This window comes from Demequina rhizosphaerae (assembly GCF_000971255.1).
In the GTDB taxonomy this organism is placed as follows: Bacteria; Actinomycetota; Actinomycetes; order Actinomycetales; family Demequinaceae; genus Demequina; species Demequina rhizosphaerae.
In genome coordinates this window covers 580950-604164 of record NZ_BBMC01000002.1, presented here as the reverse complement: position 1 = coordinate 604164, position 23215 = coordinate 580950, and the positions used below count along the sequence as shown (strand labels likewise).

The following is a 23215-nucleotide window of genomic DNA, read 5'->3' as shown; positions in this document are numbered from 1 at the left end:
CCGCAAAGAGCGGAGTGACTCCACGAACCGATGGGTCCCGCGTTGGGCTGCCCTTCACTGCGCGCGTCACAAGAGTGTGAACCACTGTCATAGCGATCAACACATCAGAGATGAACAGGGGTCCTATGCCGATATACGTGCCCCAACGTGAAAACGCGAGCACCAGCGAGACAACTGCGGTCCCTGCGACCTGAACGATGCGCCAGGGCTCCCTGAGTCGTGCCCGAGCCAACATTGCTCGGATGTTACCGGATTCAACACGATGACAGCATCTCCGCGCGGCCGCTGGTGCGTGCGAGCGCGCAACGTGACCACTGGGAGCTGTCGTTGCCCCCGGACACAAGGCTGCGTGCGACAATTCTCAACCATGCGGGTCGCCTCCCAGGGGCGTGTTTGTGCTGGACACGGATAGCGGGCATCGTCAATGCTGGCGGGTGCCGACTGCGCGGCGGAATATCCCGGCTCTCGGAGCGCGGGACATGAACGCAGCGATCCGGCAGGGGGCGAACCGTGGTGTGCCACCAGACCCGGGCATGGTGGCAACCTTGGAGTCCAATGCTGAGCGATCTGCCATGCAGAGCGATTGGCGGAGGTTGGCGCTGTCGCACGCATGTGTCGAAGCGCTCTTCCCGGGTCGAGATGACGACCCAAGCGTTGAATCAGCCGTTGACGGACGAGCCAGTGATGCGGTCTGAAGGAGACACCCGGGGCGACTCGTTCGGGCTTGCCCCAGGTGGGCTCTCTCGCCCTATGGAGCGTGCGAGAGACGGTGAGGCCTCGAGCGCCGGCGGCCCGTGGCGCGACATACCGAGCTTGGAGGTGGGGGAGGGTATGGTGACGGCCGGAAGGCAGGGGCGGGTCCCCTTCTGTGCAGCCGAAGACAGGGGCGAGCGGCGATGGAATGCAGGAGGGAGATGGCAGCCGTGGCCAACACGGGAAGAACACGCGGGTGGCTAGGGCAAGGGGAGAGTGCTCGGCGGAACGGGGCCTGGGCAGTCGCCCAGCAGATAGTGAACGTTGGCTTCGCCGGGTTGATGAGCATATTGCTCGCCAGGGCATTGCCGATCGCCGATTTTGGCGTCTACAGCTACGCGACTGCCATCGCAGGACTCGGCGTTGCAATAATGTTCGGGGGAATCCAGGCGCTTGGGGTGCGTGAATTTCGTACACCTAGCGCTCATAGGCAGGTCGTCCTCAGTGCACTCTTCGCCATTCGGGAGATCTTCGCGCTCGTCGTCTATGTCACGTTCGTTTCATACACAGCGATTTTCGGGGGAAGCGGTGTCCTGCTGCCTACCGCGATAGCGGCGCTTGCTGTGTTTGCGCGCGTGCTTGACGCACCTGAACTTGTATTCCAGGCCGACCTGCGGACTCGCATCCCGGCGGCCATCCGCGTGGTCGTTGGCCTTGTTTTCTTTGTCGCGCGCGTGGTCATACTGCTCGTTGCGCCAGATGTACTAACCTTCGTGGCGCTGTTCGTCGCTGAACAGGCAGTCGCAGCCGCCGCAATCTATTTTGCGTATCGATTTATCGATAGGCAATCACGGCGCCGGACATTTGAGTCAAAATACACTTGGTCGTTGTTTCGATCAGCGATGCCACTTTCGCTCTCAAGTATCGCGAACCAGGTCAACTTGCGCGCCGATGTCCTGATCCTTCAGGCCATTGCGGGCTCATCTGCGGTTGCCGTGTACTCTGCAGCCGCGAAGGTCAGTGAACTGCTTTATTTCGTGCCCACAGCGTACATGGCAGCTACATTTCCGGCGCTTCTGGATCTGCGCGCGCGGGGCGAGGAAGCGGATTATGATCGTGCACTCCGTCGCGGCTTCGCGAGCGCGTTCTACCTAGGCATCGGCGTCGTGGCGGTGGTGGTGGCTTCCGCCGATGTGATCGTGGGTGTGCTGTATGGCGACAGGTACGCCGAATCCGCGGCGATTCTCAGGATCTACTCCCTGACGACGCCCTTCGTCTTCATGGCGGCGGTGCTGAGCAAGTGGATCGTTGCGGAGGGCGTTCTGTGGGTATCCTTCTTGCGGCACGCGCTTGGTGCCGTCGCTGCAGTCGCGCTCAACTTGATGCTTGTACCGCGGTACGGGCCAGAGGGCGCCGCTTGGGCGACAGTCGTGTCGTATGTGACGGCTTCGTACCTGTTTGCCTTTGCATCGTCTAGGACGAGGCGCGTCGCCCTCACCATGACTACTGCTCCGGCAACGGAGGCTGCTGCGTGGGTCCGCACACGAACGAGAAGAGGTGTCGAATGAATGCCCCTGCGCTGCTGCGCCAGGCACGCTTCGCGGCCAGACGGGTCGGCTACTGGATGCGAGTCGAGCGCTACCGCTTCGGTCAAGGCCCATTCATCTATCGATTCGGGAGCGCCGCTTTCGATCGCGAGAACTCGGCGGTCTTTGAAGGAATCAAGGAGCACCACCGCAGAACCCGTGCGAGTCACGAGGTCTTCGAGGTCAGGCGTCGGATCCACATGCTGGAGAAGGGGTTTACGATGACCCCGCGACGAACTACATACGCCACGGACTATATTGGTGAACTGGTTGATCGCGTCGCCCATGCGACGGCTGAGAACTTTCTGGATCTACAGACTGTAGCCTGGGCGCGCGACGTACTAGATGGCTATTTTGAAGCGACGTCGTTGACTGACAGTGCTTCGATTATTGCAGCACGAGCGCGCTATTCCGAATTCAAACTTGAATCGGATCATGGCTATTCTGGGCCGCTCGCGATCGGCATGATTTCACCCCAAGCTACGTACGAGTCATTTGAGTCACTCGCGCACTCGCGCCGTTCGGTCAGATGGTATGAACCTCGGCGTGTTGAACGTGACGTTATCGATCGCGCACTGCACGTTGCCGTAGAAGCCCCCAGCGCGTGCAATAGGGTTCCCTATCGCTTCGAGGTGTTCGACGATCCTGAGGACGCGCGCCGAGTAGCCGCGTTGGCTGGTGGCACGGCGGGCTATCTGCACAATCTCCAACATGTCGCCGTGGTTGTGGGAGACCTATCGGCGTTCCAGGCGGAGCGTGACAGGCACCTGATCTACATCGACGGAAGTCTGGCCGCTATGTCCTTCATCTTCGGGCTCGAAACGCAAGGAGTTGGCAGCTGTTGTATCAACTGGCCAGACTATGCCGAAAGTGAGCATAAGATGCGGGCATTGATAGGTCTTGAGCGATACGAAAGGGTCGTGATGCTGGTCGCTTTCGGGTATGCGCAGGAGGGCAGTCTCGCCCCCCAGTCGCCCAAGAGGGCACTCTCTTCCGTACGGCACTACCGGGCATTCGACCGTGACTGATCGGTCGCGCGATCTCGTCCTAGTGCGTGGCGTGGGCTCGCACAATGGTGGAGCGGAACTGCTCCTGCGAGCGTCTGCGGGGCGGGTTGCCCACCTGGGCGGCTCCGCGGTCGTGGATTTCAGGCGAGTTGACCGCGAGCTCCGTCACAACTGGGATCTGAAACCCTTCATCGAAGTGCCCCGACTAGGACCGATGTCGTCTCTCGGCTGGAATGCCGTGCCGCGCGGCGCGGCTACGCGCGTCGGGATCGCGTCGTCCCGCCACGTTGCGGCAACGCTCGATGCTTCGGGGTTCGCAGTGGGAGACCAATGGCCCGCGTCGTCGATCGCTCTGGGCGCGGAGAGCTTCCGTCGTCTGTCTTCGGGCGGGCGCCCAGTTGTGATGCTGCCTCAGGCGTTCGGCCCGTTTACGGACGCAGGTGTTGCAGATGCTTCGAAAAGGCTCTTCGAGTTCGCTGACCAGATATGGGCGAGAGACTCGCAATCGCTGGACCACCTGGAGAGTCTGCTCGGTCACGACCCGCGCGTCGGCAAAGCCCCTGACATTACGATTGCGTTGGGCGTGCCCCGGCAGGACGCCGTGAGCGCGCGCGTTGCCGTAGTTCCCAACGTGAACATCAGCAGCCGTGCCGCGGTTCCTGACGCCACTGAGCGCTATGTTGATGCGCTTGGTGGGATGGTGCGCCTTCTGCGGAGGGACGGTCTCGATCCGGTACTGCTGGTGCATTCGAAGCCTGGCGACCTGGACATCGCGAATCGAGTGCGTTCCCTGGGCGAGAACGTGGACATCGTCATTCCGTCGAACGGAGTGGACGCAAAGGTGTTCATTGGCCAGTGCGCCGGACTGATCGCGGCACGTTATCACGCAGTCGTGAGTGCGCTGTCGCAGGGCGTCCCGGTCATCGCGCACTCCTGGTCGCACAAGTACGAAGAGTTGCTCGCAGAGTTCGGGATGTCCAGCTCGATGGCATCGCCATTTGACGCAGAGCAATCGGTAGGCGCGCTCACGTCACAAATGGCCGACTCAACGCTCGGGGCTCGCGTCGCTGAACGCCAGCTTCTCCTCGCTCGCGACGTTGACGCGATGTGGACTAGCGTCGAGGAGTTGCTGGTGGGGCGAGGCGTCCTCGGCTGAGTTTGGCACTGCGATCGAACCGCGCATCTGCGTCAACGAGCTCTGGCTCGGTGCCCGGGAAGGAGTGTCGCAGGCCGATAGGTCGCGTGCTTCAAGGGCCCGGACCACTCGGAGCTCGAGTCGTCTTGCCCGAAATCTCGTGCGCGGAGGTGTTTGTCTCAGCCGGCAGAGCGAGGAGCCAACGCTGCAAGAGGCAATTTGTATGGGGGCAAGTGCGTCTTTGACTGCTGCCGCGGCCGCGGGGATCCTGCTTCACCAGGTCATGCGGTCGGTCGCCGTCGGCCTATCGGTGGGATTGGGTTTCGGTCCTCCCGAAGCGTGGCGGCGGCGTCGGGAGTTGTGTTGCTCGATCCAGGGTGCCACGGCTGCAGCGCGTTCGTCGTTCGAGGTGAAGGGTCCCTGAGCGACGGTAATTTGCAGGGTTGTCCGTACACTGTCGCGCAGGCGGGAAGAGGTGAGGCTCGGGGATGGAACTCCAGGACTACGCAAGGCTCTTTCGCACGCATTGGGTCGCTATCGTGCTCATCACGGTGCTCGGCGGCGCCGCAGCCTTTGGCTGGACACTCACCCAGCCGAAGGTCTACACAGCTACCGGCTCTGCGATCATCACCACGGGCGCAAGCGAGGATCTCGGCAGTGCGCTCGTCGGAGACAACTACGCGAAGTCGCGCGTGAAGAGCTACCTGGACATCGCGAAGTCGCGCAAGGTTGCCGAGTACGCGATCGAGGACCTCGGCCTTGCCTCCGGTCCCGACGCCCTTGTGGCCCGCGTAGCCGTCTCCAACCCGCCCGACACCGCGGTGCTCCGAGTCGCCGCCAACGGATCGTCCCCGGAGGAGTCTCGCGACCTCGTCGAGGCCTGGATCGCCGGCATGACGAAGGCCGTCGAGGACATCGAGAACTCGGGCTCGGAAGATGGTGCCGCGCAGTCTGTGGTCGGCCTTCAGACTCTCGACAGCGCTGTCCTCCCCGGGGCTCCGTCGAGCCCTAATGTCAAGCTCGACGTTGCGCTGGGACTGCTTGTCGGTCTCACGCTCGGCGTCGGGTACGCCCTCATCAGGGCATCTCTCGACCGCCGCCTACGAAGGCCCGAAGACATCGAGCGCGAATTCGACCTCCCGGTTCTCGGCGGTCTCCCATACGATCCCGCGATCGCGAAGGACGGCGTAGCTGCGGCGAAGACCGACTTCGCCATGACAGAGGCGATCCGTCAGGTGCGCACCAACCTGCAGTTCATGGATGTAGACAACCCGCCGCGAGTCATCGTCGTCACTTCGTCGCTGCCGGGCGACGGCAAGTCGACCACGATCATCAAACTCGCCGAGGCCGTCGCCGAGTCGGGCCGCGATGTCGTCCTCATCGACGCTGACCTCCGCCGGCCCACCGTCGCCAGGAATCTCGGCCTCGTCGAGGGCGCCGGCCTCACCGACGTACTTGTCGGGCGGGCCCGTGCCCAGGACGTGCTTCAGGCCTACGGAAGCACGGACCACTTCTACGTGCTTGCGTCAGGCTCGATCCCGCCCAACCCCTCGGAGCTCCTCGCCTCAGACGCCATGCACAAGCTGCTCTACAGCTTCCCCAAGAGCGCATTGGTGCTGATCGACACACCGCCGCTCGTCCCGGTCACGGACGCGGCGGTCCTCACCGCTCGCACGGATGGCGCTCTGGTGGTCGCGGCCTCCGGTCGCACCACCATCGACGTGCTTGATCGTGCGTTGCAGAACCTCGACCGCGTCAACGGGCGCGCGCTCGGGATCATCGTCGACGCGATGCCGCGCAAGGGTGCCTACAAGGACGCTTACGCATACGCCTATGACTACTCGACCGACGGCGGCCGCGAGAAGAAGAGCGGCGATGCCTCGTCATCGTCCTGGCACGTCTCGGCGCATGCCCCTCAGCACGCCACGCGCAAGCGCGGACGACACGAGGACGACGAGCTTCGCCAGCCCGGGCTGCTGAGCTGGGACGAGATCGTCGGTACGGATGAAGCGGCAGAGCCCGCCGAGCCTGCCGAGCGCCCGCACGCCTGACATGGGCGAGGTCTCCGCGACCGCGTTCCGGGTGCTCCTCGTCGACGCGACGAACACCGGCCGTTCTGTCGCGGGCGAGAGGCTCCTGCGCAAGCACTTGTGGGCGCGCGGCGTGGGGCGTGACCGCATCCGAATAACATCGGCAGGGCTCAACGCTGAGGACGGCGCTTCGATGCAGGGCATCGCCCGCGACGTCATCGAGGCGCACGGTGGGAGCGCCCAGGGGTTCGCGGCGCGGTCGCTGAGCGCGGCGATGGTGGACGCGTCGGATCTCTTCATCGTCGGAACAGGAGCCGAACGCGACGAATTGGCGCGTCGCCACCCTCGCGCCCGCGCGCGGTCGTTCACACTGGCCGAGCTCGCCCGCCTCTATGGCGACATCGACCTCGTGGCGCCCCTGCACGAGCACGCCCCCATCCTTGAGCGTCGGCGCCTCGAGCGCGGCGTCCCCGACGACTGGACGCTTCCGCCGTGGGAGCAGCTGGACGAGCGAGCGAGAGCAGCGGGAGATCGGATCGCCGAGGCTGCACTCGGGATCGCGGACATCTGGGCGCCGCTCGCCGCGGTTGCCGCGCTGAACGATGCTGCGCCGGCGAGCGACGCATCGGCATGCGTCGTCGACGCGTTCGGTGTCCCCGTCGCGCTGCACTGTGGTGGCGCCGTGCGCGACGAGCTCGCCGCCGCGGGCCGGCGTGCGTGGAGCCGTTGCCTTGTCGAGGACGCAGCTCCGGAGACGCGCGTCGACCTCATGGTCGATCCTGACCTCGACGTTCTCGCCGAGGCGCGCGCCCGCGGCATGCTCGCGTACCCCGATGTCGATCATGCGCTCCACTACCTCTCAAGCGCGGTGACGGTGCGCGCGATCGAGCAGCGCGTCGGATCGCTCGTCATGCTCCACGCGGCTGGCCTCGCCTCGCCCGAGGGCGATGTGGTGGGCTTCGTCGCGCCTTCGGGTACGGGCAAGACCACGCTGGCGCGCACGCTCGGCGCGCACTACGGCTACGTCACCGATGAGACGCTCGCGATCGACGCCGGTCGGACGGTTCTGCCGTACCCCAAGCCGCTCTCGGTGCTCGGCGCGGCCACCCTGACGAAGGAGCAGTGGGGGCCCGAGTCGCTCGACCTCCTGCCCGTGCCTCGCGGCAGGCTGCGGCTCACGCGCCTTGCACTGGTCGAGCGTGACCCGACGCTGGGTGACGTGCCCCGAGTCGAGGAACTGCCGCTCCTCCACGGCCTCGCACACCTGGCCGAGCAGGTGTCCTACCTGTCCAAGCTCCCCCGGCAGCTCCACACGCTCGCCGACCTCGTGGAGTCCGTCGGCGGCCTGGTGCGCATCCGCTACCGCGAGGCGCGCGACCTGCTGCCGCTCATGCCGGACCTGCTGGCGGGTGAGCGATGAGCCACGACTATCGTCTTGCGGACGATTCGGTGGTCCGGTCGCATTGGGACGATGCGCTCGAGCGCGGGGGCGAGATGCTCGTGCTCGCCGGCAACGACGTCACGCTTCTCTCGCCCATCGCGGCCGAGGCCGCACTCGCCGCCCGCGGCGGGATCACCGTCGGGGACCTCGAGCGCCACCTGCTTGCTGAGTTCGGTGCGCCGGACGAGGGCGACACCGAATCGGCGGTGCGCGCGCTCGTCGACACGCTTGTCGGGCGCGGTGTCATGAGTGTGGAACCGGCCGAATGAACGCCTCGCTGTCGCCCCGCGATGCGGTGCCGTCTGCCCACGCGCTTGCGATCGCGGTGGCACGCCGCACGGGCGTACGTGCGCTCCTGATCAAGGGGCCGACCGCTCACGCGCACGGCCTGCGCGCCGCGCGTGTGAGCGCCGATGCCGACGTCCTGATCGCTCCCGACGAGGCGGTCGCGTATCTGGCCGCGCTCGAGCGGTGCGGCTGGAAGGAGCGCCCCAGCACCGCCGCGCACGGTCCGACTGCCGACCACTCGTTCACCCTCATTCACGCCGGGTGGCCGTGCGACATCGACGTTCACACGCGGTTCCCGGGATTCCTTGAGTCCTCGGCGGTGACGTTCGAATCCCTTTGGCGACGACGTGAGGCGCTCGTCCTCGCCGGCGTCGAGGCCGACATGGTCGATCGGGCGAGCGCCATCCTCATCGCGGCGCTGCACGCGCTGCGGACGCCGGCACAGACGTCTCGTCACGCTGATGAAATCCGGCTCCTTGCGGAGGGAGTTCTCCCGGAGCTTAGCCGCGCCGAGCAGGACGACCTTGTGGCTCTCGCCCGAGCGACCGGAGCGGTCGACACCGCGCGGCCGTTGCTCGAACGGCTCGACGCCATGCTGCCGCCCCCGGCCCGTCATGGCGAGATCCCGGCGCTCGACGCCTGGCGGTCGCGCGTGGGCGGACGCGGTGAAACGCTCGCACAGTGGATGCCCGTGCTCGGCCGTGCAGCATGGCGCGACAGACTTGGTCTCGCCATGCGAATGATCTGGCCGTCCGATGCGCAGTTCCGGACCATGCATCCCGAGACAGAGCCCAGCCTGGCAGCCTCCGTGCGGGGCCGCTGGGCGCGCATCGGCCGCGGTCTGCGAGCGGCGCCCAGGGTCGTCTGGGGCAGGGTGATGGCCCGACGGGGCGTCACCGACGGCTCATTGCTGAGGTAGGGCGACTGCCCGAGACCCGTGCGGTCGCGTGCGAGCGCGACTTGCGGCATATCAGGGTTTTGCCTTGCGCATCGTCTCCCCGGGTGCGACCGTAGTGTCACGCCAGGTAGACGCACGATCGCCGGGAATGTCCCGGAGGGGGCGAGGGCTCATGGCAGACAGGGTCGGAATCTCGAGACGACGCGTCCTCAAGGGTGCCGCGTGGACCACCCCGGTGGTCCTCATCGCGACCGCGTCGCCGCCCGCCGCGGCCTCGGTGATCGGCGGCGACATCGACGACATCGTCGGCGGTCACACCGAGGGGCAGGGCAACACCGACTACGTCAACATCGGCCTCAGCCTCAGTGGCATGAGCGTCACGAACATGACGGTGCGCGTGCAGTGGACCCACGCAGCCGAGACCGGCGCCTCCGTGACGATCTCCGGGGGCGGCACGGGCTGGACCCCGGCAGGCCTCCAGGCGTCGACCGACGTCACCTTCACCGCGGCCGGAACCGTGAGCTCCAACGTGCTGCTGACGTTTCAGAAGGGCAAGACCGCACGCGTGACCGTGAGCGACGGAACGTCGGCGGCCATCGTGTTCGACGGCTCACTCCAGTAGCGCGTTCTAGCGAAAGTTCTAGTCAGCGGCCGATCGTGCCGCTATCCTGACGACCGCACTCGCTTGCTGAGGGGCGAGCGACGAAGAGTTGAGGGATACCGCATGACGATCGAGTCGACCAATGCACGGAGCAGCCACGGCGTTTCGCGCCGCCGCCTGGTCCAGGGCGCCGCGTGGGCGACCCCTGCCGTGTTGATCGCGACGGCCGCTCCGGCGTTCGCAACGTCCACCCGCGCCATCAACGTTGTCAGCGGTTCCGTCACTGGCAACGTTCTCAAGGTGTCGCTTCAGGGCCCGATCCAGGCGGGGGAGAGCGTCACCGTGACAGTGAGCTTGTCGTGGAGCGACAATGACTACGACGGTCGTGACAAGAACGGTGCCCCGCCCGCGATCGTGAGTGGCACGAGCTCCAACTGGGCCCGTGCGACGTATGGCAAGACCGTCGCGACGTTTACCTACACGCTCACCGGCACCGGGACGGTCACATCGACGGAATTGCAGGTTCAGTTCCCCTCCGCCGGTTTCAAGAACAACGAGAAGAACACCGCTTTCATTACCGCTGAGGTGAGCGCAATCTCGACTGCCGGCTTCTCCGCGGGGACCGCCCAGAGCGGGACGGTCACCAAGCCGGCCTCGTAGTACCCGCGTTCGCGCACGATGGCAGTGACCACCACGGCGTCGACGGCCGTGGCGTTCACGCCCTCGTGGGGGAGCCGGCTCGCCGGCATGGAGGGCCTGCGGGCGCTTGCCGCGCTGGCGGTTGCGACCGTGCATACGCATGATTTCCTCACCGGAGGCCTCGCTTGGGGCCCGGTCGGCGCTGCGGCGGGGGTGGCTCTCAACGGCCTGATGCTGTTCTTCGCGCTCTCGGGCTTCCTGCTGTACCGCCCCTTTGCCACGGCGCTCCTCGACGCGGCCGCGCCGCCGCGCATCGGTGCCTACGCCGTCAACCGCGTGCTTCGGATCTATCCCGCCTACCTGGTGGTCCTCCTCCTGGTGTCGGTCGTGCTGGGAGTCGCGAATCGCATCCCATTCTCGATCGACGGTGCTGACCGGGGACCGCTGATCGGCCGCACGACCGACCCGCTGGTGCTTGTCACCGATGCGACGTTGCTTCACACGTTGTTCCCGTTCTCGATGCGCACGGGTCTCGAGGTTTCGTGGAGCCTCACCGTCGAGTTGGTCTTCTACGCCGTGATGCCGCTGATGGCGCTCGCGGCGCTGCGGTGGCGTCCCGGTATCGCGCGCGGACGCCACGCGTGGATCCGCGCGTTCGTTCCGGTCGTCACCCTGCTCGCGATCGGCGTGGCAGCCAAGGTGGTGAAGTACCTGCTGTTCGCCGGTCTTCCGGAGGACTCTGATTTCTACCACCACTGGGGAGCGAACTGGTATGCGGTCCTGGCGCGGAGCTTCCCGGTGCATGCCGACCTGTTCGCGTTCGGGATGGCAGCGGCCGTGCTCGTTGCCGCCTTCGAGTCCGGGCTGGTGAAGCCGCGGTTGTTGCGGGTGTTCAGGGGCACGGCCACGGGTATCGCGCTTTTCGCGCTGCTCGCCGCATTCATCCTGCCGACGATGCTGCGGGACACCGCTGTCGCGGCGGCCAGCGGTGGGCTCATCCTCGTGGTCGCGACCCCCGCCTCTACGCGCGGGCCCGGCATCCTCGCGCGAGCGCTCGAGGCTTGGCCACTGCGCTCGGCGGGCCTCGTGTCGTACAGCTTCTACCTCTGGCATCTGCCCGTGATCTGGTTCGTCGGAATGCACGGCTGGGCCGGTCCGCCCACCTGGGCGGGATTCGCGCGCGACCTCGTCGTGGTGCTGACGGTCTCGCTTGCGCTGGCGGCGGCCACCTACCTGCTGGTCGAACGTCCCGCACTGCGTCTCAAGCGGCGCACCGATGCGCGGGCCGGTGCGCTCGCGTCCGGCTAGCGGCGTTCCCTGTCGGCGTCTCCAGGCTCTTCCCCTCCTCCCTGCTAGCGGTTAGCCTGCGGACATATCGATGAGGCACCGGGGGGATTCTCATGCGGAAGCGGCGACGCGCGCACACGCACACGATGCAGCGTCACTGGTTGCTGCGAGAGCACGGCGGCGCTCCAGGATGGGCGATCATCGCGACCAGCGTCGCGATCGTCGGGGTCCTCACGTACGCCGTCATGTAGCCCGCCAGCACGCGGCATGATGGACCTCGTGACTCACCTGCTCATCCGTACTCCGGGCCTCGCCGAGGTGACCGCCGACGACCACGCCACCGTGCTCAACCTGCCCCGCATCGAGGAGCAGCAGGTGCCCTACGTGTTCGAGGGCACCGCCTTCGACATCTGGGCTCGGATCGACGGCATGACCACCGAGGAGCAGATCGTCGCCGAGCTCGCCGAGGCATACGAGACCGAGCCCGCGGTGATCGCGCCCGAGGTGCGCGCCTTCGTCGCGCAGCTCGCCGAGCTCGGCCTCGTCCAGGCCTGACCGTCTAGCGCACCCCCGCCCGCTCCTCGACCCGCGCGAGCACTCCGCGCACCGCCTCGTCCAGCCCGGAGCCCTCGACGAGGAAGCCGTCGTGCCCTACCTCGGAGTGCAGCAACGTGACTCCGTCGCAACGGGGGAGCGCGGCAGCGAGCCGCTCCGAGTCGCCGAGCGGGTAGAGCCGGTCGGAGTCGATCGCGACCACGAGCGCCTCGCCGTCGTAGCGCGACAGCGCCGCCTCGACGCCGCCGCGGCCGCGGCCCACGTCGTGCGTGTTGATGGCGTGCAGCATCCGCAGGTACGTGTTCGCGTCGAAGCGCCGCGCGAGCTTGTCCGCGTGGTGGTCGAGGTACGACTCGACCGCGAAAATCCCCTCCGGGCGCAGCACGTCGCCGTCCTGGGCGTCGCGGTCGAAACGCGCGTTGAGCTCCGGGCCGCTTCTGTAGGTCGTGTGCGCGATTGCGCGCGCGATCCCCAGCCCGGTGTGCGGGCCCTCGCCCGGCGCGGCGTCGTAGTAGTCGCCGTCGCGGAAGTGCGGGTCGAGCCTGATCGCCGCGCCCTGGGTCGCGTGCCACGCGATCTGGTCCGCGGTGGTGGCGGCGGTCGACCCGATCGCGCCGATCGCCCGCACCCGCTCGGGGAACGACGCGGCCCACTCGACCGCGCGCATCCCGCCCATCGACGGCCCGATGACGAGCGCCCACGCGTCGATGCCGAGGTGGTCGGCGAGGCGCGCCTCGGCCACGACCATGTCGTGCAGGGTCACGTACGGGAACTGCGAGCCCCACGGGTGCCCGTCCTCGGGGTGCGGGTGCGCGGGCCCGGTGGTGCCCTGGCATCCGCCGAGCACGTTCGCGCTCACCACGAAGTACCGGTCCGTGTCGATCGGCTTGCCCGGCCCGACGAGGCCGTTCCACCAGCCGCCCGTGAGGTGGCCCTCGCCGGCGTCGCCGACCACGTGGCTGTCGCCCGTGAACGCGTGCGCGACATAGATTGCGTTGGACGCGTCGGCGTCGAGCTCGCCCCACGTCTCGTAGGCGAGCGTCACGTCGATGCCGCCGCGCGGGTCGGCCTCGAGCGGCAGCCAGCCCAGGTCCACGAACCGCCGGTTCCCCGGGTGGTCGCCCGGGCGCCAGGCGGACGATGCGGGGATGGGGCCCCGCTCCCGTCTCTCCTTCGCGCGGGGCCGGTCGACGGCCGGCACCCACGCGGTCTCGACGTGGTCGCTCACGCGGGCACCGCCGCATCGTCCACCGCCGGGGTGAGCGCCGCATCGTCCCGCGCGACCACGGCCGCCGCGGCCTCGAAGCCGGTGCCGAGGTCGCCGAGGATGTCGTCGATGTGCTCGATGCCCACCGCGAGGCGGACGAGGCCGGGCGTGACGCCGGCGTCGCGCTGCTGCTCGGGGGTGAGCTGCGAGTGCGTGGTGGTGGCGGGGTGGATGGCGAGCGAGCGGACGTCGCCGATGTTCGCCACGAGGCTGTGGAGCTCGAGCGCGTCGACGAAGGCCTGGCCGGCCTCCCGGCCGCCCGCGATCTCGAAGGCGAGGACCGCGCCGCCGCCGCGGGGCGCGTACTTGCGCTGCAGGTGGCTCCACGGGCTGGTGCTGAGGCCGCTGTAGGCGACGGACTCGACCTGCGGGTGGCCCTCGAGGAAGTCGGCGACCTTCTTGGCGTTCTCGACGTGACGCTCGACGCGGAGCGAAAGCGTCTCGATGCCCTGCGCGATGAGGAACGCGTTGAACGGGGAGATGGCGGCGCCGGTGTCGCGCAGCAGCTGCACGCGGGCCTTGAGGATGAAGGACAGGTTCGCGCCGAACGGGCTCCCGACGCCGAGGTCGCGGGCGTAGACGAGCCCGTTGTAGCTGGGGTCGGGAGAGTTGTAGTTCGGGAAGCGGTCGGGGTGCTGCGCGTAGTCGAAGCTGCCGCCGTCCACGATGACGCCGCCGATCGCGGTGCCATGGCCGCCCAGGTACTTGGTGGCGGAGTGGGTGACGACGTCCGCGCCCCACCTCAGCGGGTTGACGAGGTACGGCGAGGCGACGGTGTTGTCGACGATGAGCGGGACGCCGGCCTCGTGCGCGACCGCGGCGACGGCCTCGATATCGAGGAGGTCCTGCTTGGGGTTGGAGATCGACTCGCCGAAGAACGCCTTCGTGTTGGGGCGGACGGCGTCGCGCCAGGCGTCCGGGTCGTCGGGGTCCGTCACGAACGTGACGGTGATGCCGTACTTGGGCAGCGTGTGCTGGAACAGGTTGGAGGTGCCGCCGTAGAGCGAGGGCGACGCGACGATGTGGTCGCCGGCCTCGGCGATGTTCTGGATCGCGAGCGTGTTGGCGGCGGAGCCGGAGGCGACGAGCAGCGCGCCCACGCCGCCCTCGAGCGCCGCGATGCGGTTCTCGACGGCCTCGGTGGTGGGGTTGCCCAGGCGCGTGTAGATGGGGCCGAGCTCGCCGAGCGCGAAGCGGGCGGCCGCCTGGTGGGTGTCCTCGAAGACGAAGGACGTGGTCTGGTAGATGGGGAGGGCACGGGCGCCGGTCTCGGCATCCGGGGTCTGGCCGGCGTGGATCTGGAGGGTCTCGAAGGCCCAGTCGTTCGTGGTCATGGTGGCTCCTGTGGGGTGTCTGCGTGATCAGTGGGGGGGGCTGATCCGCATCCCCGGGTCAGGTGTCACCGGCCGTCGGGCGTGCAAGCGCGCCGAGACCCGCAACCCACAGGGATGCGGTGCGACACGTGGGAGTGGGCCCGTGGAGGGTGTGCGGCCTGCGGTCACTGCCCCGTCTCAGCGGGGGAGTTCGCGGCCGGCGCCCTCACGGGCGCACGCCGAACGTGCGCTGGTCAGCGGCACATTCGACGGAACATGGGAGCGACTGTAGGGGCAGGTGCGCGCGATGCGCAAGCCCGCCGCCGCATCGTCCCGCGATGCAGCGCGCGGGATGGGCGGGGGACCCCGCCGGCGCCTCGGCCCCCCTCAGGCCGGCGGGGCCCCCACGGCTACCGGCGTCCGCTTCTTGGCCTTCTCCCCGAGCATGACCCGGCCGACGGCGGCCTTGCGGAGCACGATCACGCCGAGGATCGAGCCGAAGAGTCCCGCCGCGGTCATGAGGATGAGCGCGGGGATGAGCGGCTCGAAGCCGACCACCTGCAGCGCGCCCGCCACGGCGACGATCGCGAACGGGTGCAGGAGGAAGATCCCGTACGAGTACCCGCCGATCCACGCGAGGAAGTCGTTCTTGAGGCCGAACGCGATGAACGCGAGCGGGAACGTGACACCGAGGGCGATGCCGAGCGGGTCGTGGCGCTGGTCGTCCGCCATCGACCACACGCCGAGCACCGCGAGCTGCGTGTAGGCGAAGAGCAGGACGGTCGCGCCGGTCATGATCCAGGCGCCCGTGAGCCCGATGCCCTTCCATCCGAACCTGGTCGCGGCGAGGCCCGCCGTGAAGAAGAGGCCCAGGTACACGGCGCTGCCGAACTGCAGGAAGCCGTCCGCGAACTGGAGGTTGAGCAGCACGTTGGCGGCGAGCAGCACCCCGAACAGCGCACCCACCTTGAGCTTGGTGTCGAGCAGCTTGTACGCGTCGAGCAGCGCGACCACGGCGTACACCCAGAAGGTCGCGAGCAGGAACCAGTACGGCGGCAGCGAGTAGATGAACCAGTTCCAGGGACCGGCCGGCGGCGGCGTGCCGAAGTCGAGCGCCACCTGCGCGATGCCGATGAGCGGCACGAAGATCACGTACGGCACCAGCAGGCGGCGGACCTTCTTGCCCATGTAGTCCCCGTAGCCGGCCGTGGCCGTGAGCGGCCGCCACGCGTAGACGACCCCCGACAGGAAGGCGAACAGCGGCATGCGGATGTAGATGAAGGTGTCGCCGTACCACTCGAGCCAGTCGGCCTCGCCGAAGCGGTTCTGCGCCACGTGCAGCGTCACCAGCAGGATGCACGCGATCCCGCGCAGCGAGTCGACGACCTTGTCCCGTCCCCCCATGGCACGCCCCCTCAAGTCGTGTCCCGGCCTCACTGGCACGGTAGACCCGCGCATGGCGACATGTCACGCAAAAGTGCGCAATTGGGACGATGCGCGCGCTGAGGATTCGGGCGTCGCGCCTACAGCGAGCGCTCGAACTCGTCCATGAAGGCGATCATCTGCGCCGCCTCGACGAGGAAGCCGTCGTGGCCGACGGGGGAGTGGACCACCTTGATGCCGTTCGAGCCCGACAGCGCCGCGTCGAGGCGCTGCGAGTTCTGCATGGGGTAGAGGCGGTCCGAGTCGATCGCGATGACGAGCGCCGGGTCCGTGTACCGCGCGAGGGCGGTCTCGACGCCGCCGCGGCCGCGGCCCACGTCGTGCGACTGGATCGCCTGCGCGAGACGGACATAGGTGTTGGCGTCGAAGCGGCGGGCGAGCTTGCGGGCGTGGTGCTCGAGGTAGCTCTGCACGGCGAAGAGGCCGCCGCGGCCCAGCGGGTCGGATTCGCCCTGGTAGTTGCGGTCGAACCTCTCGTTGAGCTCGCCGGCGCTGCGGTACGTGGTGTGCGCGATCATGCGCGCGATGCCCATGCCCACGTGCGGGCCGTCGCCGTCGGCGGCGTCGTAGTAGTCGCCGCCGCGGTACCTGGGGTCGGACTGGATGGCGGCCACCTGCGCGGTCGACCACGCGATCTGGTCCGCGGTGGTCGCGCCCGTCGAGCCGACGGGGGCGATGGCACCCACCCGCTCGGGTGCCATGACGGTCCACTCGAGGGCGCGCATGCCGCCCATGCTCGGCCCGGTCATGAGGCGCCAGCGGTCGATCTCGAGGTGGTCCATGAGCGCGATCTCCGCGCGGGCCATGTCGCGCATCGTCACGTACGGGAAGCGCGAGCCCCACGGCCTCCCGTCCTCGGGGTGGGGGCTCGCCGGGCCGGTCGAGCCCTGACAGCCGCCGACGACGTTCGCGCAGACGATGAAGTGCTTGTCCGGGTCGATCGGCTTGCCGTGGCCGACCATCGCGTTCCACCAGCCGCCGGTGTGGTGGCCGGGCTCCGCGGGGCCGAAGACGTGGCTGTCGCCCGTGAGCGCGTGCGCGACGTAGACGGCGTTGTCCTTGGCCGCGTTGAGCTCGCCCCAGGTCTCGTAGGAGAGGACGACGTCGGGGAGGGTTCCCATCGGGTCGGCCTCGAGCGGCAGGTCGCCGAGCGCGAAGAAGAGGCGGCGGCCCGGGTGGTCGCCCTCGCGCCACGCGGCGCTCGCGGGGATCGGCGCGCCGGGGCCGGGGCCCTGGTCCGCGGCGAGCGCGTCGGTCTCGATGCCGTCGTCATCCATGGCGCTCAGCGTATTGGACGCACGGAACCCGAACGGGTCACTGCGAGGCGGCGAAGTCCTCCCACGCCGCTTCGAAGGCGATGGCGATCGCGACGTGCCCTGCGTCGTTCGGGTGGAGCCCGTCCTCGGCGATGTACGCGGGATGGCCGGCAAGCGGCTGGCCGATGTCGAGGTAGACGGTCCCGGTCTCCTCGGCCGCCCGCTTCACCACCTCGGCGTTGTCCTCGAGCCATGCGGGTGCCTCGTCGTCGTCCCAGAGCGGACTCGTCGCCACGATGAGCGCGTTCGGGAAGCGCGTATGCGCCTTCTCGAAGGTGTTGACGGCCGCGTTCTCGAGGCCCGCCGGGGACCGGCCGTCGTTGCGGCCGCCGCTGATGACGACAAGATCCGGGTCGCCGCCCACATCGCCGATCGTCTCCGCGTAGGTGCCGCAGTAGTCGAGCCCGCACGCCTCCTTGCCGGCACTGGTGACGTAGCCCGTCCCGCCGAGCGCGACGTTGTCCTCGCTCCAGCCGAGGTCGTTCGCCACCACGGTGGTCCAGCGGACGTCGGTATCGGATGCGCCGGCGCCGGCGGAGTACGAGTCTCCGACGAAGGCCGCCTCCCGGATCACGAGGGCTCCGAAGGCGTCGCCGTCCGGCTCGGCCGCGGCCTGCGACTTCGTGTACGCCCACAGGCCGGCGACGCCGCCGAGGACCAGCAGCACGACCAGCAGGCCCCACATGCTCAGGCCTCCGTACTCGCGCGTCAGCCACGCGCGGACCCGCCCCTGCTCCCGATACGCCATCACGCCCCCTCGAGTCAGGGTAACGATGCGACGGTTCGCCCGGATAGAGAGGGACGCGCAGTTCTCAAGCGGGCCGCCCCGCCCGCCGATATCCCGTACGGGTCCCCTGCGTCGCCGCTCGGCTCGCGCTCGCGCGCGTGAGAGATACGGCACAGGGGGCTTCACGTATGAACGGCGCCCGCCTAGTATCGGTGCGGACGTGACTCGTGTGACAGATGTGACAAGGGTGGTGAAGGTGACGGCTGGGTTCAAGCGGGTGCTCGCGCTCGCGGCGATGTTCGCGCTGGCGAGCGTCGTCGTCGTGGCCGGGCCCACGCATCGTGCCCTCGCCGAGGACTACCCCGGCCAGGCCGAGATCGACGAGGCCCGCAAGGCCGCCAACGACCTCGCCGCCGGCATCGACGAGCTCGACAACGCGATCGTCGCCCTCGGCGAGGCGCGCGACAAGGCCACCGCCAACGCGCTGCTCGCCGGCGAGGACTACATCCAGGCGCAGGAGGCCTCCGACGCCGCGCAGGACACGCTCGAGGCAGCCAACAAGCGCGCACGCCAGGCCGAGAAGGAGCTCGCCGAGGCGCGCGAGAACCTCGCCTCCGTCGCGCAGGCCGCCTACCGCGACTCCGGCTCGATGAGCCAGATCGGCGCGGTCGTGGGCGCCGACACCGTCGACGAGGTCATCGCCCGCTCCGAGGCCTTCGCCCGCGGCTCCGACGAGGCCGACATGTGGGTCCAGCGCGTCAAGGCCGCCGAGCTCGTCGCCTCCACCATGCGCTCGTACGCGGACGATGCGGCGACCGAGGCCGCGGAGGCCGCCGCCGAGGCGCAGGCCAAGTACGCGGAGGCGCAGGACGCGCAGGCGCACGCCGAGGAGGCCGTCGCGATCGCGAACGAGACCCGCGCGGACGCCGTCACCCGCCTCGCCGAGCTCCGCGGCGTCACCATCGCCCTCGAGGAGGAGCGCCAGGCCGGACTCGAGGCCGAGCGCCAGGCCGCCGCGCAGGCGGAGGCCGAGGCCCGCCAGAAGGCCGCCGAGGAGGCCGCGAAGGCCGAGGAGGAGGCGTCGCGCCCGCGGCCCACCTCGACGCCGACCGAGACCTCGACGCCGAAGCCGAGCGCGAGCAAGACGTCGACGCCCAAGCCCTCGGCCACCAAGACCTCCGAGCCGGAGGAGACGAAGACCTCCGAGCCCGAGCCCACGACCACCACGTCGACCCCGAAGCCGACCACCACCTCGACCCCCAAGCCCGAGCAGCCCGGCACCAGCTGGAACTCGACCGCGGCGCAGGGCAAGAAGGCGGCCGAGTACTCGCAGACGCTCATCGGTGCCGAGTACCTGCTGGGCGGCTCGGGCCCCAAGTACGACTGCTCGGGCGTCACCTCGGTGTCGTGGCTCGAGGCGGGGCAATGGATCACGCGCTCGTCGCGCACGCAGTACCAGGCGAGCACGCACCTGTCCTACTCGCAGATCCGTGAGGGCGACCTCGTCTTCTACGCGACCGACACCTCGGACCCGTCGACGATCTACCACGTGGCGATCTACATCGGGAACGGCCAGGTCATGGAGGCGGTCAACTACTCCAAGCCCGCCGGCGTCCGCGGGCTGTACGCGTGGATGACGTCGAACATGATGCCGTTCATCGGCCGCCCCTGAGGCGGCGGCACCCGGGTCGCCCGCCGGCGCGCGTCGTGTTCTCTCTCGCGTGTATCAGCGGGAGCTGAAACAGCACCAGCGCTCCGCGCATCGTCCCTGGGGAAGTGGGCTGCGCGGCGTGCGCTCGCCCGGCTGTTTGAGGAAATCCTGAAATACGGGAACGCGACGATCGTGTCGCGCGGCCCGGAACCCGCGCATCGTCCCGCCGCGGCGGCACGCCGGACATGCAGAAAGGGCCGGAGCCTCTCGGCTCCGGCCCCTCCTAGGAAGACTCAGTGGCTGCTCGGCGGGAGCAGCGGGTTCATGTTCGCGAACGGCGTGCCCTTGGCGCGCTCGAACGACGTGCGGATCTCGTCCTCGGCCTCCTCGCGCGACACCCAGTGCGCGCCCTCGACCGACTTGCCGGGCTCCAGGTCCTTGTAGACCTCGAAGAAGTGCTGGACCTCGAGGCGGTGGAAGTCCGACACGTCGGTCAGCTCCTGGCGCCAGGTCTGACGCTGGTCGCCCACGGGCACGCACAGCACCTTGTCGTCGCCGCCGGCCTCGTCGCGCATGCGGAACATGCCGAGCGCGCGGCAGCGGATCTGGCAGCCGGGGAACGTCGGCTCCTCGAGCAGCACGAGCGCGTCCAGCGGGTCGCCGTCCTCACCCAGGGTGCCGTCGATGAAGCCGTAGTCGTCCGGGTAGCGCGTCGAGGTGAAGAGCATGCGGTCGAGCACGATGCGACCGGTGTGGTGATCCACCTCGTACTTGTTGCGCGAGCCCTTGGGGATCTCGATGGTGACGTCGAATTCCATTCCTGGCGTCCTTTGGGGTCTGATGAGCCTGGTGAGTTCGGTACTAGTGTGGCCCATGTTCGGAGGTCGTGGGTGCGCAGAATCATCGCAGGCGTGGGCGTAGGCGTCCTGGCGCTCGCCGGCGGCTACCTCTATCTGGACGCGCAGGACGTGGTCCCGGGCTTCCTCACCGCCGAGCCGGCCGACGTCCCGCAGGCCCCCTTCATCACCCAGGCGCCCGTCGCGGCGGCCACCGTGCAGGGGGACGATGCGGCGGCCACCTTGTCGTCCGACGCCCCCCGGCCGTCGGCCTCCGAGGTCCAGGAGCTCGCCGAGGCGCTGCGGGCCGACGACCGCACGGGGACCTCCACCAACGTCTCTGTCGTCGACTACCTCGACGGCACCGTCTACGCGGACCTCTCCGCCTCCGACCCGCAGGTGCCCGCCTCCACCACCAAGCTCATCACCGCGATCGCGGCGGTCTCCGAGCTCGGCGCCGACTTCACCACGCAGACCACCGTCACGTGGGACCGGTCCACGCGTACCCTCACGCTCGTCGCGGGCGGCGACTCCATGCTCGCCGCCGACGAGGGCCACCACGGCGACGTCGAGGACGCCGAGGACGCCGCGAACGGCTGGGCCGGGCTGGGCGACCTCGCCGACCAGGTGCTCGAGGAGCTCGGCGAGGACGGCCGCGCGGTCAAGGTCCGTGTCGACGACTCCGACTTCCCCGGCCCCGCCTGGCCCAAGCAATGGCCCGACTACGCCTTCACCATGGGCTACGCCGCCCCCGTCACCGGGCTCGCGGTCAACGGCGGCCGCCTCACCGACGGCAACTACGTCGCCCGCGCCTCCGATCCGTCCCTCCACGCCGGCGAGCTCTTCGTCGAGGCCCTCGAGAAGCGCGGCCTGCGCGTCCAGGGAGACGTGAGCCACGCATCGTCCGCCGCGAAGGCCGTCGAGGTGGCGTCGGTGGACTCGGCGCCGCTGTCCGAGGTCGCGCGGCACCTGCTGTCCGTCTCGGACAACACGGTCGCCGAGCAGGTCGCGCGCGTGCTCGCGCTGGAGTCGGGCTACCGGGCGACGCCGGCGGGGGAGGCGAAGGCTCTCGCGGCGGCTCTCGACGCGCTCGGGGTGACCACCGCCGGGCTCGAGCTGTACGACGGTGCCGGCTTCTCCGATCGCAACCAGATCTCCCCGGCGACCATGACGAGCGCGCTGCTGGCCGCGCGGGACGAGCCGTCCCTCGAGGGGCTGCTCGACTGGCTGCCGCTCGCGGGGCTCGAGGGCACGGTCGAGACCCGGTACGACGGGCTGCCGCCCGCCGGCTACTGGCGCGCGAAGACCGGCTCGCTCACGGGTGTCACCGCGATCGCGGGCGTGCTGGTGACGGCGGACGGCCGCCCGCTGGCCGTCGCGCTGCTCGCCGACGGCATGCCGTACGGGCAGGCCAACCCCATCGCGGCGTTCGACGACTTCCTCGGCGCGCTGGCAGAATGCGGCTGTGAGGGATGAGGGCAATCCGTTGACGGGACCTCATCCCGCCGTAGCCGCGTGCCGGGTGGCCGTGCGCGATGCCCTCGGGGATCTCGAGCTCGGCACCCGCGTGTGGGTGGCCGTCTCCGGAGGTCCGGACTCGCTTGCCCTCGCCGCCGCCGTCGCCTTCGTCGCCCGCAAGCAGGGCCTCTTCGCCGGCGCGATCATCGTCGACCACGGGCTGCAGCCCGACTCCGCGGTCGTGGCGGAGCGCGCCGCGCACGAGGTGCGCAAGGCCGGCATCCACACCGTTCATGTGGAGCGGGTCGTCGTCGGGCGCGCGGGCGGCATGGAGGCCGCGGCGCGCGACGCGCGTTACGCCGCCCTCGAGGCGCGCATCGACGCCGAGGGCGGGCTGTCGCCGCTGCTTCTGACCGGCCACACGATGGACGACCAGGCCGAGACCGTCCTGCTCGCGCTCGCGCGGGGGAGCGGCGCGCGGGCGCTGTCGGGCATCCCTGCCCGGCGTGGGCGCATCGTCCGGCCGTTCCTCAACGTGCGGCGCAAGGACACCCTGGCCGCGTGCCAGGCGCTCGAGCTGGACCCCTGGCACGACCCGACCAACTACACGGAGGACGGTCCGCGCCGGTCGGCGCTGCGGACCAAGGTGATGCCGTCGCTGGTCGAGGTGCTGGGGCCGGGCGTGGTGTCGGGGCTGGCGCGGTCGGCGGCGTTGCTGCAGGCCGATGCCGACGAGCTCGACCGGCAGGCCCGCTCCGCGATGGGCGGCTCCGCGTCGACCGTGCGGACCGACGAGTGGCGCTGCGACATGCTCGCCGCGCTGCCCGACGCGATCCGCACCCGCATGCTCAAGATGCTCGCCGAGAACCGCGGTGCCGGACCGCTCACGGCGACCCACGTGGCGGCCCTCGACTCGCTCGTCACGGCGTGGAAGGGGCAGGGTGCGATCTCGCTCCCGGGCGGCTACGAGGCCCGGCGCGAATATGGCAGGCTGGTCATCAGCCACCCGGATGCCCCGAACACTGAGGAGAGGCCAGCGTGAGC

The 23215-nt window shown here is 69.0% G+C and carries 21 protein-coding genes; 15 read left to right on the top strand and 6 right to left on the bottom strand.

Annotated elements, in window-relative coordinates; all coding sequences use genetic code 11:
• The first annotated feature begins 914 nt into the window (after positions 1-914).
• The 12 genes from AOM07_RS02955 to AOM07_RS02905 all read left to right on the top strand — a co-directional run bounded on the left by AOM07_RS02955 (position 915) and on the right by AOM07_RS02905 (position 12160).
• Complete coding sequence (locus tag AOM07_RS02955) at positions 915-2261, top strand: oligosaccharide flippase family protein (RefSeq protein WP_169748112.1); 1347 nt, start codon at positions 915-917, stop codon at positions 2259-2261.
• Positions 2258-3307 (top strand): nitroreductase family protein, encoded by a 1050-nt coding sequence (locus tag AOM07_RS14370; RefSeq protein ID WP_084830039.1) that lies wholly within the window; start codon positions 2258-2260, stop codon positions 3305-3307. The genes AOM07_RS02955 and AOM07_RS14370 overlap by 4 nt, the downstream gene beginning before the upstream one ends.
• A gap of 193 nt (positions 3308-3500) precedes the next feature.
• Positions 3501-4442, top strand: a complete 942-nt coding sequence (locus AOM07_RS02945; RefSeq protein WP_062311220.1) for a polysaccharide pyruvyl transferase family protein — start codon at positions 3501-3503, stop codon at positions 4440-4442.
• A 467-nt stretch (positions 4443-4909) separates the two neighbouring features.
• Positions 4910-6472: a tyrosine-protein kinase domain-containing protein gene (locus tag AOM07_RS02940; RefSeq protein WP_062311218.1), complete on the top strand. Its 1563-nt coding sequence runs from the start codon at positions 4910-4912 to the stop codon at positions 6470-6472.
• Positions 6426-7871, top strand: coding sequence for an arsenate reductase/protein-tyrosine-phosphatase family protein (locus AOM07_RS02935; RefSeq protein WP_062311216.1), 1446 nt, complete (start codon positions 6426-6428; stop codon positions 7869-7871). The genes AOM07_RS02940 and AOM07_RS02935 overlap by 47 nt, the downstream gene beginning before the upstream one ends.
• Positions 7868-8161 (top strand): hypothetical protein, encoded by a 294-nt coding sequence (locus AOM07_RS02930; RefSeq protein WP_062311214.1) that lies wholly within the window; start codon positions 7868-7870, stop codon positions 8159-8161. Before AOM07_RS02935 ends, AOM07_RS02930 begins: the two co-directional genes overlap by 4 nt.
• On the top strand, positions 8158-9099 hold the full coding sequence (locus AOM07_RS02925; protein ID WP_062311212.1) for a hypothetical protein: 942 nt from the start codon (positions 8158-8160) through the stop codon (positions 9097-9099). Before AOM07_RS02930 ends, AOM07_RS02925 begins: the two co-directional genes overlap by 4 nt.
• Positions 9100-9250: 151 nt before the next feature.
• Positions 9251-9700, top strand: coding sequence for a hypothetical protein (locus AOM07_RS02920; protein ID WP_156171751.1), 450 nt, complete (start codon positions 9251-9253; stop codon positions 9698-9700).
• A gap of 102 nt (positions 9701-9802) precedes the next feature.
• On the top strand, positions 9803-10339 hold the full coding sequence (locus tag AOM07_RS02915) for a hypothetical protein (RefSeq protein ID WP_062311208.1): 537 nt from the start codon (positions 9803-9805) through the stop codon (positions 10337-10339).
• A gap of 18 nt (positions 10340-10357) precedes the next feature.
• Positions 10358-11626, top strand: a complete 1269-nt coding sequence (locus tag AOM07_RS02910) for an acyltransferase family protein (protein WP_084830037.1) — start codon at positions 10358-10360, stop codon at positions 11624-11626.
• A gap of 92 nt (positions 11627-11718) precedes the next feature.
• The gene (locus tag AOM07_RS14605; RefSeq protein WP_156171750.1) at positions 11719-11856 is read left to right on the top strand and encodes a hypothetical protein; all 138 of its coding nucleotides are present in this window, start codon (positions 11719-11721) and stop codon (positions 11854-11856) included.
• Positions 11857-11884: 28 nt separating this feature from the next.
• Entirely contained in the window at positions 11885-12160 is a 276-nt protein-coding gene (locus AOM07_RS02905) for a PqqD family protein (protein ID WP_169748111.1), read from the top strand.
• 4 nt (positions 12161-12164) lie between these two features.
• On the opposite strand, the gene metX (AOM07_RS02900) is transcribed toward AOM07_RS02905, so the two are convergent.
• The 5 genes from metX (AOM07_RS02900) to AOM07_RS02880 form a co-directional block, all read right to left on the bottom strand.
• On the bottom strand, positions 12165-13388 hold the full coding sequence (gene metX, locus AOM07_RS02900; protein WP_084830036.1) for a homoserine O-acetyltransferase MetX: 1224 nt from the start codon (positions 13386-13388) through the stop codon (positions 12165-12167).
• Positions 13385-14761 (bottom strand): bifunctional o-acetylhomoserine/o-acetylserine sulfhydrylase, encoded by a 1377-nt coding sequence (locus AOM07_RS02895; RefSeq protein WP_062311201.1) that lies wholly within the window; start codon positions 14759-14761, stop codon positions 13385-13387. The genes metX (AOM07_RS02900) and AOM07_RS02895 overlap by 4 nt, the downstream gene beginning before the upstream one ends.
• A 366-nt stretch (positions 14762-15127) precedes the next feature.
• Positions 15128-16144, bottom strand: a complete 1017-nt coding sequence (locus AOM07_RS02890; protein ID WP_062311199.1) for an acyltransferase family protein — start codon at positions 16142-16144, stop codon at positions 15128-15130.
• 119 nt (positions 16145-16263) lie between these two features.
• Positions 16264-17460, bottom strand: a complete 1197-nt coding sequence (gene metX, locus AOM07_RS02885; protein WP_084830034.1) for a homoserine O-acetyltransferase MetX — start codon at positions 17458-17460, stop codon at positions 16264-16266.
• A 37-nt stretch (positions 17461-17497) separates the two neighbouring features.
• Positions 17498-18247 (bottom strand): SGNH/GDSL hydrolase family protein, encoded by a 750-nt coding sequence (locus tag AOM07_RS02880; RefSeq protein WP_062311197.1) that lies wholly within the window; start codon positions 18245-18247, stop codon positions 17498-17500.
• Between the two features lie 235 nt (positions 18248-18482).
• Between AOM07_RS02880 and AOM07_RS02875 the strand changes: the two genes are divergently transcribed.
• The gene (locus AOM07_RS02875; RefSeq protein ID WP_156171749.1) at positions 18483-19898 is read left to right on the top strand and encodes a C40 family peptidase; all 1416 of its coding nucleotides are present in this window, start codon (positions 18483-18485) and stop codon (positions 19896-19898) included.
• A gap of 272 nt (positions 19899-20170) precedes the next feature.
• On the opposite strand, the gene AOM07_RS02870 is transcribed toward AOM07_RS02875, so the two are convergent.
• Positions 20171-20695 (bottom strand): inorganic diphosphatase, encoded by a 525-nt coding sequence (locus AOM07_RS02870; RefSeq protein WP_062311193.1) that lies wholly within the window; start codon positions 20693-20695, stop codon positions 20171-20173.
• 93 nt (positions 20696-20788) lie between these two features.
• Between AOM07_RS02870 and dacB the strand changes: the two genes are divergently transcribed.
• Complete coding sequence (gene dacB / locus AOM07_RS02865) at positions 20789-22189, top strand: D-alanyl-D-alanine carboxypeptidase/D-alanyl-D-alanine endopeptidase (protein ID WP_062311191.1); 1401 nt, start codon at positions 20789-20791, stop codon at positions 22187-22189.
• Between the two features lie 52 nt (positions 22190-22241).
• Positions 22242-23213, top strand: a complete 972-nt coding sequence (tilS, locus tag AOM07_RS02860) for a tRNA lysidine(34) synthetase TilS (RefSeq protein ID WP_228374354.1) — start codon at positions 22242-22244, stop codon at positions 23211-23213.
• Positions 23214-23215: the final 2 nt, after the last annotated feature.